The organism is Streptomyces sp. Tek67B01, assembly GCF_055231995.1.
Genome location: NZ_JBUYUY010000001.1, coordinates 5510461 through 5523362 on the forward strand (window position 1 = coordinate 5510461; position 12902 = coordinate 5523362).

The 12902-nt window shown below is 72.3% G+C and carries 9 protein-coding genes; all 9 read left to right on the forward strand.

Annotated features, from left to right (window positions below):
- The first annotated feature begins 326 nt into the window (after positions 1-326).
- Positions 327-1988 carry a CTP synthase gene (locus ACV7NM_RS24770; RefSeq protein ID WP_463412334.1) on the forward strand — a complete coding sequence of 554 codons (1662 nt, stop codon included), beginning with the start codon at positions 327-329 and terminating at the stop codon, positions 1986-1988.
- A 77-nt stretch (positions 1989-2065) separates the two neighbouring features.
- The gene (locus tag ACV7NM_RS24775; RefSeq protein WP_463412335.1) at positions 2066-2725 is read left to right on the forward strand and encodes an NUDIX domain-containing protein; all 660 of its coding nucleotides are present in this window, start codon (positions 2066-2068) and stop codon (positions 2723-2725) included.
- Between the two features lie 143 nt (positions 2726-2868).
- The gene (locus ACV7NM_RS24780) at positions 2869-4833 is read left to right on the forward strand and encodes an AAA family ATPase (protein ID WP_463412336.1); all 1965 of its coding nucleotides are present in this window, start codon (positions 2869-2871) and stop codon (positions 4831-4833) included.
- A 152-nt stretch (positions 4834-4985) separates the two neighbouring features.
- Complete coding sequence (ald, locus tag ACV7NM_RS24785; protein WP_463412337.1) at positions 4986-6101, forward strand: alanine dehydrogenase; 1116 nt, start codon at positions 4986-4988, stop codon at positions 6099-6101.
- A gap of 449 nt (positions 6102-6550) precedes the next feature.
- Positions 6551-7588 (forward strand): ParA family protein, encoded by a 1038-nt coding sequence (locus ACV7NM_RS24790; RefSeq protein WP_240801789.1) that lies wholly within the window; start codon positions 6551-6553, stop codon positions 7586-7588.
- Positions 7573-8082, forward strand: coding sequence for a hypothetical protein (locus ACV7NM_RS24795; RefSeq protein WP_463412338.1), 510 nt, complete (start codon positions 7573-7575; stop codon positions 8080-8082). The genes ACV7NM_RS24790 and ACV7NM_RS24795 overlap by 16 nt, the downstream gene beginning before the upstream one ends.
- A gap of 1953 nt (positions 8083-10035) precedes the next feature.
- Positions 10036-10815 carry a segregation and condensation protein A gene (locus ACV7NM_RS24800; RefSeq protein WP_463412339.1) on the forward strand — a complete coding sequence of 260 codons (780 nt, stop codon included), beginning with the start codon at positions 10036-10038 and terminating at the stop codon, positions 10813-10815.
- Entirely contained in the window at positions 10812-11441 is a 630-nt protein-coding gene (scpB, locus tag ACV7NM_RS24805; RefSeq protein ID WP_463412340.1) for an SMC-Scp complex subunit ScpB, read from the forward strand. The genes ACV7NM_RS24800 and scpB overlap by 4 nt, the downstream gene beginning before the upstream one ends.
- Positions 11441-12778: a pseudouridine synthase gene (locus ACV7NM_RS24810; protein WP_463412341.1), complete on the forward strand. Its 1338-nt coding sequence runs from the start codon at positions 11441-11443 to the stop codon at positions 12776-12778. The genes scpB and ACV7NM_RS24810 overlap by 1 nt, the downstream gene beginning before the upstream one ends.
- The last annotated feature ends 124 nt before the right edge of the window (positions 12779-12902 follow it).

Here is a 12902-nt window from a genome sequence, read left to right on the forward strand (position 1 = left end):
TATTCGAGCAGGATATGACGGCACACTAGTGATCCCCTTAAGCCCCGGGACAATACGACTCAGCCGAACGGGTGACCAGGGCGGATACCCGGCCCGGCCGGGTCGCAACCGGGCTCGGCGAAGGTCGGGGAAGGCCGGCGAAGCGCCGCCGGAGGCGGACGGGTCCGGGCGCTGATAGGCTGGTACCCCGTGGACCGGTGGTCTGCCTGTGCGAACCAGGAGCCCCGAAACCGCAGCTTCGGCGCCCCCCGAGACCCTTCCGGATCTCCGCGGAACGGCGTCGGACGCACCTCACCTCGCGACCCCACGGGAGCCCCCTCTTGGCGATGCCGGCACGAAATTCGTCATCCTCGACGACCAAGCACATCTTCGTCACCGGGGGTGTCGCTTCGTCCCTCGGCAAGGGCCTGACTGCCTCCAGCCTGGGTGCGCTGCTGAAGGCGCGGGGCCTGCGGGTCACGATGCAGAAGCTCGACCCGTACCTGAACGTCGACCCGGGCACGATGAACCCCTTCCAGCACGGCGAGGTGTTCGTCACCAACGACGGCGCCGAGACCGACCTGGACATCGGCCACTACGAGCGTTTCCTCGACGTCGACCTCGACGGCTCGGCCAACGTCACCACCGGCCAGGTCTACTCGCAGGTCATCGCCAAGGAGCGGCGCGGCGAGTACCTCGGTGACACGGTGCAGGTCATCCCGCACATCACCAACGAGATCAAGCACCGCATCCGGCGCATGGCGACCGACGACGTCGACGTCGTCATCACCGAGGTCGGCGGCACCGTCGGCGACATCGAGTCGCTGCCGTTCCTCGAGACGGTCCGCCAGGTCCGCCACGAGGTCGGCCGCGACAACGTCTTCGTCGTGCACATCTCGCTGCTCCCCTACATCGGCCCGTCCGGTGAGCTGAAGACCAAGCCGACCCAGCACTCGGTCGCGGCGCTGCGCAACATCGGCATCCAGCCCGACGCGATCGTGCTGCGCGCCGACCGCGAGGTGCCGACCTCCATCAAGCGCAAGATCTCGCTGATGTGCGACGTCGACGAGGCCGCGGTAGTCGCCGCGATCGACGCCAAGTCGATCTACGACATCCCCAAGGTGCTGCACACCGAGGGCCTGGACGCCTATGTCGTCCGCAAGCTCGACCTGCCCTTCCGCGACGTCGACTGGACGGTGTGGGAGGACCTGCTGGACCGGGTCCACAACCCCGACCACGAGGTCAAGGTCGCGCTCGTCGGCAAGTACATCGACCTGCCCGACGCCTACCTGTCGGTGACCGAGGCGCTGCGCGCCGGCGGCTTCGCCAACAGGGCCCGCGTGCAGATCAAGTGGGTCACCTCCGACGACTGCAAGACGCCGGAGGACGCCGCCGCGCAGCTGGGCGACGTCGACGCGATCTGCGTGCCCGGCGGCTTCGGCGACCGGGGCGTCAACGGCAAGGTCGGCGCGATCACCTACGCCCGTGAGAACAAGATCCCGCTGCTGGGCCTGTGCCTGGGCCTGCAGTGCGTGGTCATCGAGGCCGCGCGCAACCTGGCGGGCATCGAGGACGCGAACTCCACCGAGTTCGACGCCTCCACCCCGCACCCGGTCATCTCGACCATGGAGGAGCAGCTGGCCTTCGTCGAGGGCGCCGGCGACCTGGGCGGCACCATGCGCCTGGGCATGTACCCGGCGAAGCTCGCCGAGGGGTCGATCGTGCGCGAGGTCTACGGCGACCAGGCGTACGTGGACGAGCGCCACCGCCACCGCTACGAGGTGAACAACGCCTACCGCGGCGAGCTGGAGAAGAAGGCCGGCCTGGTCTTCTCCGGAACCTCCCCGGACAACAAGCTCGTCGAGTACGTCGAGTACCCGCGCGAGGTCCACCCCTACCTGGTGGCCACCCAGGCCCACCCGGAGCTCCGCTCCCGCCCGACCCGACCGCACCCGCTGTTCGCGGGCCTGGTCAAGGCCGCGGTGGAGCGCCTGCAGTCGGCGAAGTGATCGCGTAAGCGCATAACGTAGGCAGCCGGGGCACGGATCGTGCCCCGGCTGTCGCGTTTCTCGGGAAGGTACTGGGCATGGGCGTCACCATGGGCAACGACAACGGCATCGACATGTCGGACACACGGGAGTCGTGGGAGGTCGTCGCCGCGCGTACCCCGTTCCAGGGCGCGAAGACGGCGGTCCGCTCGGACCAGGTGCGGATGCCGGACGGGGCGGTGGCGCGCCGCGACTACCAGGTGCACCCCGGTTCCGTGTGCGTCCTCGCGCTCGACGAGGAGCAGCGTGTCCTGGTCCTCAAGCAGTACCGGCACCCGGTGCGGCACAAGCTGTGGGAGCTGCCCGCCGGGCTGCTGGACGTGCCGGGCGAGAACCCGCTGCGGGCGGCGCAGCGCGAGCTCTACGAGGAGGCGCACGTCGAGGCGGGCGACTGGCGGGTGCTGGTCGACTTCTTCTCCAGCCCCGGCGGCTCCGACGAGGCGATCCGGATCTTCCTCGCCCGGGACCTGGCGCAGGCGCCGGGGGAGCGCTTCGAGGTCTCCGAGGAGGAGGCCGACATGGAGTTGGCCCGGGTCCCGCTGGAGGAGCTGGTGGATCGGGTACTGGCGGGCGAACTCGGCAACCCCGGCCTGGTGACCGGGGTCCTCGCCCTGTCCGCCGCCCTCGCCCGCGAAGGTGGGATCGACTCCCTGCGCCCGGCCCTCGCACCCTGGCCGGCCCGCCCGTTCGAGGCGTAGGAAACGGTCGCTGGGCCGTATGGGCCGCTGATGTGACGATCGGCTGATCCGATCGGGCGATCTACCCGCCGCGCTCCACACGGACCGTCGCTCTGCGTGAACTACGCTCGGCAACCCTAAGGGCAGGGAGAGGAGCGGATTCCGTGACGGATTTCGTCGGGCGGCGGCGTGAGCTCAAGGAGCTGCGCGAGGACATCGCGCGGACCGGACTCGACACCCTCTCGGGCCGCAAGGCCAAGGCCCCCCGCGCGCGGGTGCTCCTCATCGCGGGGCGTCCCGGCTCGGGGCGCACCGCGCTGGCCGAGGAACTCGTACGGGAGGTCCGCGACCAGTACCCCGACGGATTGCTGAGAGTACGGCTCACCCTGCCCGGCGGGGGAACCGTCGCCACCGAACGGGCGGTGCGCACCCTGCTGGAAGGGCTGGGGCGGCCCACCCCGCCCGGCGCCGGCGAGGACGACCTCAGCTCCGCCCTGCGCACCGCGCTCAAGGGCAAGCGGGCCGTCCTGCTCGTCGACGACGCCGCCGACCCGCACCAGGTCGACGCCTTGTTGCCCGACACCCCCGAATGCCTGGTCGTCGTCACCGCCGAGGGGCCCCTCACCGGGATTCCGGATGTCCGCCCGTGCACCCTGGGCGGGCTCGACACCCCCTCGGCGGTCAAGATGCTCGCCGGTGGCATCCGGGACACCCGCATCACGGTCGACCCGCTCGCCGCCGAAGCCCTGGCCCAGGAGTGCGGGGGGCAGCCCGCCGCGCTCAAACTGGCCGGGGGCTGGCTCGCCGCACACCCGCAGGCCTCCGTCGCCGACGTCGCCAAGCAGCTCCACGACATGCCGCCCGGCGCCGACGGACCGCTCGGCCGTGCCTTCCGGCTCGTCTACGAGTCCTTGCCGCAGCCCGCCCAGCGCACCCTGCGGCTGCTTCCGCTCGCGCCCGCCGGGATCGTCGACTCGCACACCGCCTCCGCCCTCGCCGGTTGCTCCGTGGCAGCCGCGCAGTCCACCCTGGAGGACTTCGCCGGGCTGGGCCTCGTCCGGCACGCGCAGGACGGACTGTTCCTGCTGCCCGGCTGCCTCGCACCGTTGCTGCGGGCGCTGCTGGAGACCAAGGAGCGCCCGACCGAGGTGCAGCTGGCCCGGGCCCGGATGCTGGAGCGGACCGTACGGCTGCTGGGCTCCTGCCGGGCGATGGCCGCGGACGACGAGGAACACGTACGGGAGCGGCTGGACGGGCTGCCGCGCGCGCTGCGCTTCCCCGACCGGCGCGCGGCGGCCACCTGGCTCGACACCCGGTTGCCCGCCCTGGTCGCCTCGGCCTCGCTCGCGGTGGCGGACGGGGAGCTGGACACGCTCGCCCGACGGCTGGTCGCCGCCCTGGTACGGGCCCTGGCCGAGCACCGCGGCACCACCGCCGCGGCGCCCGAGCTGTACGGGCTGCACCGCCTGGTCCTGGGCGTCGCGGAACGCCGCGGTCTGCACCGGGAGCGGGCCGCCGCGCTGCTGAACCTGGCCGATCTGGACGCCGAGACGGGCCGCACCCAAGAGGCGCTGGAGCGCTACCGGGCCGCGCTGGACGCCGGAAAGGCCGCGAACGACCCCTACGCGACGGGCCGCGCGATGGAATCCGTAGGGGGTGCCTACCAGGAGCTGGCGGACTGGCACCGGGCCTGCGACTGGTTCGGCCGGGCCCTGTCCCAGGCGCTCGCCCGGGGTGAGCGCGCGGACGAGGCGAGGCTGTACGGACGGCTGGGCAACGTACACACCTACGCGGGCCGGTACGGGGACGCGCTGCGCAGTTGGCGGGCGGCCGCGGCGGGGTACCGGAAACTGGCCGATGTGCCGGGCCAGGCAAAGGCGTTGAGCGAGATGGCGCGCATTCAGGAATACGCCGGCAGGCCCGCGGAATCGCTGCACACCTGCCGCCAGGCAGTGGAGCTGGCGCGCAAGGCCGGGGACCTGCGGCTCCAGGCCGCGCTCCAGGTCCGGCTGGCCGACACCCTCGACCGGCTGGGCGACCCGGCGGCAGCGCGACTCCACAGGTCCGCAGCCGACAGATTGCTGGGAGACGACCCCGCAGCCTGCGAAATCCGCAGTGATTTCGACTGAGATTATTTGTTTGCAAGGCTAGACAGCGCGTCGTCCTTCATTAGACTGGCTTCACCACGACATCCCGTGGTGCATCCCGTTGCGCGTTCTTGTGGGCGGGTATGTATGGAAGTGCCCCGTTATATCCCCTGAGTCAAGGACCGTGATCGACGATGAAGGTCGGCATCCCCCGCGAGGTCAAGAACAACGAGTTCCGCGTGGCCATCACCCCCGCCGGTGTCCACGAGCTCGTCCGCAACGGCCACCAGGTCTTCGTCGAGCAGAACGCCGGTGTCGGCTCCTCGATCACGGACGCCGAGTACGTCGCCGCGGGCGCCGAGATCCTCGGTACCGCCGACGAGGTCTGGCAGACCGCCGACCTGCTGCTGAAGGTCAAGGAGCCGATCGCGGAGGAGTACCACCGCCTCCGCAAGGACCAGACCCTCTTCACCTACCTGCACCTGGCGGCCTCCCGCGAGTGCACGGACGCCCTGCTGGAGTCCGGCACCACCGCCATCGCGTACGAGACGGTCGAGCTCGCGGGCCGCGCGCTCCCGCTGCTCGCCCCGATGTCCGAGGTCGCGGGCCGCCTGGCCCCCCAGGTCGGCGCCTACCACCTGATGCGCTCGGCCGGCGGCCGCGGCGTGCTCCCCGGCGGTGTCCCCGGCACCCACGCCGGCGAGTGCGTGGTCATCGGCGGCGGCGTCTCCGGCTGGAACGCCGCGCAGATCGCCATCGGCATGGGCTTCCACGTGACCCTGCTCGACAAGGACATCAACAAGCTCCGCGAGGCCGACAAGATCTTCGGTACGAAGATCAAGACGATCGTCTCCAACGCCTACGAGCTGGAGAAGGCCGTCATCGAGGCCGACCTGGTCATCGGCGCGGTGCTGATCCCGGGTGCGAAGGCCCCCAAGCTGGTCACCAACGAGCTCGTCGCCAAGATGAAGCCCGGAAGTGTCCTTGTCGACATTGCGATCGACCAGGGCGGCTGCTTCGAGGACTCCCGTCCGACCACCCACGCCGAGCCGACCTTCCAGGTCCACAACTCGGTCTTCTACTGCGTCGCCAACATGCCGGGCGCCGTGCCGAACACCTCCACCTACGCCCTCACGAACGCGACCCTGCCCTACATCGTGCAGCTCGCGAACCTCGGCTGGGTCGAGGCGCTGCGTCGTGACCCGGCGCTCGCGCTGGGCCTCAACACCCATGACGGCAAGGTCGTTTACGGTCCGGTCGCCGAGGCCCACGGCCTTGAGGTCCTGCCGCTGAACACGCTGCTCGGCTGACCCGTCAACGACTGACGTCAATCTCACGTCTCCGGCCGGACCTTGCCCCCAAGGTCCGGCCGGAGGTGTTTGCGCGCTGCGCGGGGTGGCCGTTCAACTCGCCTCGAACGTAACCCTTTAACCCTTTCGCGCACCCGCGAAACTTCGTAGTGACAGCTCGTACGCCCTTGACAGAGTGGTGTTCGCTTGCCGACACAACGCGGCGGGTCCGGCGGATTGTGTTGCCGCTGAGTGGTGACACGCCATAGAGTCGCCAACCGTCGGCATGGTGCCACGCTGACCTATCGATAAGTGTCCTGGTCACGTCCGAGGAGGTAAGACGACTTGTGAATGAGTCGACATTTGCTCCTGGGGGTGGTCGAGCAGGAGCGCCAGAGCGGGACCGAGGTTCCGCCGGGGCCGAGGCTGTCGGCTCCGTCGCGGTCCGCACCTTCGCAAACCACCAGCACATGACGACGCCCCGAAAGAGCATGGACGGCCTAGACGTGAACTCCAGGGCCGGCGACCCGAGCGGCGAACAGCCCGTGGGATTCGCCGACTACGACCAGGTGCCCGAAGGGCACTTCTACGACCCCGACGCGGAGTACGAGCCCGACCCCGAGTACGCGGCCACTCTCGCCCCCGACGCTGCCCGCCAGCGCCGCGAGCGGATCGGCCCGACCGGACGGCCGCTGCCGTACTTCCCGATCCCGGGCCCGCTGACCGACCACGGTCCCGCGAAGATCATCGCGATGTGCAACCAGAAGGGCGGCGTGGGCAAGACCACGTCGACCATCAACCTGGGCGCCGCGCTCGCCGAGTACGGGCGCCGCGTGCTGCTCGTCGACTTCGACCCGCAGGGCGCGCTGTCCGTGGGCCTCGGCGTCAACCCGATGGAACTCGACCTGACGGTCTACAACCTGCTCATGGAGCGGGGCATGTCGGCCGACGAGGTGTTGCTCAAGACGGCCGTTCCCAACATGGACCTGCTGCCGAGCAACATCGACCTGTCCGCCGCCGAAGTGCAGTTGGTCAGCGAGGTCGCGCGCGAGTCCACGCTCCAGCGGGCGCTCAAGCCGCTGATGCAGGACTACGACTACATCGTGATCGACTGTCAGCCCTCGCTCGGCCTGCTGACCGTGAACGCCCTGACGGCGGCTCACAAGGTCATCGTCCCGCTGGAGTGCGAGTTCTTCGCGCTGCGCGGTGTGGCGCTGCTGACCGAGACGATCGAGAAGGTGCAGGAGCGGCTCAACCCCGAGTTGGAGCTGGACGGCATCCTCGCCACGATGTACGACTCCCGCACGGTGCACAGCCGTGAGGTGCTGGCGCGCGTCGTCGAGGCGTTCGACGACCACGTCTACCACACGGTCATCGGCCGCACGGTGCGCTTCCCGGAGACCACGGTCGCCGGTGAGCCGATCACCACGTACGCCTCCAACTCCGTCGGCGCCGCCGCCTATCGCCAGCTGGCCAGGGAGGTGCTCGCCCGGTGTCCCGCCGAGTGAGTCTGCCCGGAGCCGACGAACTGTTCCGTACGACCGGGGGGATGGCGCTCCAGTCGTCCTCGCCGAGGCGGGGCGCGGAGGAACCGGCGACGCCGGGTTCACCAGCGCCTTCGCCTTCGGCCTCGCCGGAGCACACGGCGGGCGAGGTCCGGGGCGGCCGGGAGGCGGGCGAAGCCGCGGTGGGCGCGCAACGGCGCCCGCAGGAAGGTTCTGCCACCGCGGCCGGGGCGTCGTCGCCCCGGTCCGGCAAGGGGCAGGGCCGGGGTGCGAACCGGCGCCCCAGCGGGCGTGAGCGGCACGACGAGAAAATCACGGTCTACGTCTCCGCCGAGGAGCTGATGGACCTGGAGCACGCGCGGCTGGTGCTGCGCGGGGAGCACGGCCTGGCGGTCGACCGGGGCCGCATCGTCCGCGAGGCGGTGGCGGTGGTCCTGGCCGACCTGGAGTCCCGGGGCGACGCGAGCATCCTGGTCCGCCGCCTCCGCGGCCGCTGAGCCCGCCGGACGCCTCCCCGGCACGCGGGCCCGTGGCGGCCCGTTGCCCGACGAACGCGACGGCCCCGCGCCTGCCCCGACCGCCCGCTCCCGGCCCCTCCGGCCCGCGGGAGCCGCCGCCCGAGGCCCCCGGCCCGGGCGGAGTCCGTACCGAGTCGCACGGGGCGCCCGTGGCAGCCCGCTCCCCGGCCCCTTGGTACCGGCGAGGCCTGCCGGCCGCACCATGGCTCCCCGGGCGGTTACGAGACACGCGGCGAGCAGACCGCCGCCGGCCTCCGCAGCGCCCCGCTCGGCGCGTCGAACCCCGAAGCCTCGCGGCACGGACGCGGCCCTCAGCGGCCTCGGTGGGGAGGGTCCGGCCGGCGCGGTGTCCGTAGCCGTTCCACGCCGCGGGTCACCGGCGCGACCGGGCGTGCGCTAACCGAGCCCGCGGGTCCTGCCTTGACGCCAGATCGGGCACGGCCAGTCCGGCGCGTCCCTGTGGTTCGACGCCCCCATGGGCGTCGCCCGTGCGTATCCGGCCCCCACGGAGCCCGTCCGAGCGACTGTCCGATTCGGGCGGCCGCGTATCGAGCCCGGCGCGGCCGGCGGACCGCCTTGCGCCGTGTCGCACCGCCGTCCGGCGCGTCCCTGTGGGTCCGACGCCCCCATGGGTGTGCGGGCTTGCCTACCGGGGGTTCAAGGAGCCCGTCCGGGCGGGCGCGGCGGCGGGGCCCAACCCTGAGGCCGCGCCGGGCTCCGCCGGTTCTGCGTATCCGTGTGGGGAGGCCGGCTGGACGGGTGTCTGACGCCCCACGGTGCGGGCCTCGCTTACCGGGGGCTCAAGGAGCCCGTCTGGGGCACTGGCCGGTTCGGGCGGACGTGTATCGAGCCCGGTGCGGCCGGGCGCCGCCTGCCGGCGCCTGCCTGTGGGGAGGCCGACCGGACGGGTGCCCGGTGCCTCCGGCACGGGCGGCGCCCTTGATGTGCCCGATGGCCGGCCCCGCCGCTGGTGTCCGGGGCGTGGCCAAGGTTGTCCCGTCAGGGCGGGGGCGTATCGAGCCCGGCGCCCCGTGCCACGCCGGCCCGGCGCGTCCTTGGGAGGCGCGGTCGGCGGGTGTCCGATGTTCCTCCACGGGTGCCGCCCTCGATGTGTGCGGAGGAAGCCGCGCGTTCGGCATCCGGGGCGTGGCCCGAGGTGCCCCGCCCGGGCCACGCCCGGCGCTCGGGCGGGAGGGTGGCGGTGGGGCGCGGGGGGTGGGGGCGGCCCGGTGGTTAGGCTGCTGGCACGCTCTTCCCCGCACCACCCGAATCTGGATACCGATGTCCGCTCCCGCCGAACCCGGCCGCCCGGCCCGTCGCCATTTGGGGCGCGGCCCGGGTGGCGCCGCCCCGGACGCCCCGCACGTGGTGCCGACCGCCCCCGACGCGGGCGGCGTCGAGGCCGAGGAGCACGGACCGCGCCGCCCGGAGGCGGGCGGCACGCCGGGCGACGACCTCGGCACGGGCGTCCCCGCCCCTGCGGTCCCCGCCGAAGGCCCTGGTAGCGCGGCAGCCGCCGGTGGCCGGGTTTCCAGCCCCGGTGACGCCGGCGCCCTGGTTACCGGTTCCCCCGCCCCTGCGGTCCCCGCCGAAGACCCTGGTAGCGCGGCAGCCGCCGGTGGTCGGGTTTCCGGCCCCCGCGACCCCGAAGCCCCGGTTGCCGGCGCCTTCGTCCCGGCGGGCCCGGCGGGTCCGGCCGAGGGGCCCTGCCCCGGTTCTTCCGAGCCGCCGGAGGCCGCGGCCGGAGCGGGCCCCGGACCAGCCGGCGGCTCCGGGGGTACGGCGGCGGGGTTCGTGGCGCGCGGTGCCGCGGCGGTGGGCACGTCGCCGGACGGCCACCGTCCCGGTTCCGCCCGGTCAGAGGCGACCGTGGCCGGGGGCCCGGACCCGTCCCACGGGCATGGGCAGGGCGCCGGGGAGCGGCGGTTCACCTTGAGGCTGGACAACTTCGAGGGGCCCTTCGACCTGCTCCTCCAGTTGATCTCCCGGCACAAGCTCGACGTCACCGAGGTCGCGCTCTCCCAGGTCACCGACGAGTTCATGGCGTACATCCGGGCCATGGGCCCCGACTGGGACCTCGACCAGACCAGCGAGTTCCTCGTCGTGGCCGCGACCCTCCTCGACCTCAAGGCCGCCCGCCTCCTCCCCGCCGCCGAGGTCGAGGACGAGGCCGACCTCGCCCTGCTCGAAGCCCGGGACCTGCTCTTCGCCCGGCTGCTCCAGTACCGGGCCTACAAGCAGGTCGCCGCACTCTTCGAGGACTGGTCCCGGCAGGAGGGCAAGCGGTACCCCCGTACCGTGGGACTGGAGCCGCACCTCGCCGAGCTGCTGCCCGAGGTCGTGATCAGCGTCGGCGCCGACGGCTTCGCCCGGCTCGCCGTGCGGGCCATGCGCCCCCGCGCCGAGCCCCAGGTCTACGTCGAGCACATCCACGCCCCGCTCGTCAGCGTCCGCGAACAGGCCGGCCTGGTCGTCGCCCTGCTCAAGGCGCGTGGTGAGGCCACCTTCCAGGAGCTCACCGTAGGCGCCCCCGACACCCTCACCGTCGTCGCGCGCTTCCTGGCCCTGCTGGAGCTCTACCGCGAGAAGGCCGTGGTCCTCGACCAGGAGGAGGCGCTCGGGGCGCTCACGGTGCGCTGGAGCGGCGGGGACGGCGACGGCATGCCGAGGGTGACGGACGAGTTCGATCAGATCGTGGAGGCGAAGGAATGACAGAGGTGGCCGAGGTGGCCGGGCTCGCGCTCAAGGGCGCCCTTGAGGCCGTCCTCATGGTCGTGGACGAGCCCGCGACCGAGGAGCACCTCGCCAAGGTGCTGGACCGCAGCCCCCGGGAGGTGGCGGACGCGCTGCGCGAGCTGGCCGACGAGTACACCGTCCAGCGGCGTGGATTCGAGCTGCGCGCGGTCGCCGGCGGCTGGCGGTTCTACAGTCGCGCCGAGTACGCCCCGGCGGTCGAGGCCTTCGTACTGGACGGCCAACAGGCCCGTCTCACCCAGGCGGCCCTGGAGACCCTGGCGATCGTCGCGTACCGCCAGCCGGTGAGCCGGTCGCGGGTCTCGGCGGTCCGCGGGGTCAACTGCGACGGGGTCGTGCGGACCCTGCTCCAGCGCGGTCTGGTGGCCGAGGCGGGGACGGAACCCGAAACAGGTGCGATCCTGTACAGGACGACGAACTACTTTCTGGAGCGGATGGGCCTGCGCGGCCTGGACGAGCTCCCGGAGCTCGCGCCCTTCCTCCCCGAGGCGGACGCGATCGAAGCCGAGACGCAAGAGGGTGTTCCGTCGTTCGATCCGGATGCACCGGATACCGATGAAGACGACAAGACGACGGAACTTTGATGCGAAGCAGCGGTAACGGCAACGGCGGCGGCAACAGGAACAGCGGCGGCGGTGGTGGTGGCGGACGCGGGAACTCCCGCGGCGGCAGCTCCGGCGCGGGCGGTGGCTACCGCGGAGGCGGCAGCGGTAGCGGCTCCGGCGGTGGCTACCGCGGCGGCGGCTCCGGCGGCGGCGGTGGTGGCTACCGCGGCGGCGGTGGCTCGGGTTCGGGCGCGGGAGCGGGAGCGGGCGGCTTCCGAGACCGCGACCGTGACCGCGACCAGGCGCCCCAGCGTCCGCGCAACCCCCGCCCCGAGGAGCGGCGCTACGACGTCGGCCCCGAGGGCGAGCGGTCGGGCCGCAGCGGCCCGAAGGCGGGCGGCGGCGGTGCCCGCGGCGCCTCCGACGCCGGCCGGGGCGGTGCGCGCGGCACGGCGGCGCGCGGTGGCGCCAAGGGCGGCCCCAAGACGTCCAAGACCCCCGCTATCGGCGGGGCCGGCGGCCCGCGCCGCGGTCCCGGCAGCCGTAGCGGCCAGTCGCGCCCCCGCGAGCTGGACGCGCGGATCGAGGAGCGCGTGCGCGACCGGTACGCCGACAAGCCCGTGATCAAGACCCCCAAGACCTTCCCGGGCGCCGAGGAGGAGGGCGAGCGTCTGCAGAAGGTGCTCGCCCGCGCCGGCATGGGCTCGCGCCGCGCCTGCGAGGAGCTCATCGAGCAGGCCCGCGTCGAGGTCAACGGCGAGGTCGTGCTGGAGCAGGGCAAGCGCGTCCAGCCGAAGGACGAGATCAAGGTGGACGGTCTGACCGTCGCCACCCAGTCGTACCTGTTCTTCGCGCTGAACAAGCCCGCCGGCGTCGTCTCCACCATGGAGGACCCGGACGGCCGCCAGTGCCTCGGCGACTACGTCACCAACCGCGAGACGCGGCTGTTCCACGTGGGTCGGCTCGACACCGAGACCGAGGGCATCATCTTGCTCACCAACCACGGCGAGCTGGCCCACCGCCTCACGCACCCCAAGTACGGCGTGCAGAAGACGTACGTCGCCGCCATCACCGGCTCCCTGCCCCGGGACATCGGCAAGCGCCTCAAGGACGGCATCGAGCTGGAGGACGGCTACGCCCGCGCCGACAACTTCCGCGTCCTGGACCAGGTCGGCAAGAACTACATGGTCGAGGTGACCCTGCACGAGGGCCGCAAGCACATCGTCCGCCGGATGCTGGCGGAGGCCGGCTTCCCGGTCGACAAGCTCGTGCGCACCTCCTTCGGGCCGATCGAGCTGGGCGACCAGAAGTCCGGCTGGCTGCGCCGCCTGACCAACACCGAGGTCGGCATGCTGATGCGCGAGGTCGGCCTGTAGCCCGTCCCCGGACTTCCGCCGAACGCGTACGACCGCGGAACCGGTACGAGAGAACCCGCGGTGCCTTCGGGCGCCGCGGGTTCTTCCGTATGCGGGTTTCCCATGCGGTTTTTTCCCTTGCCCG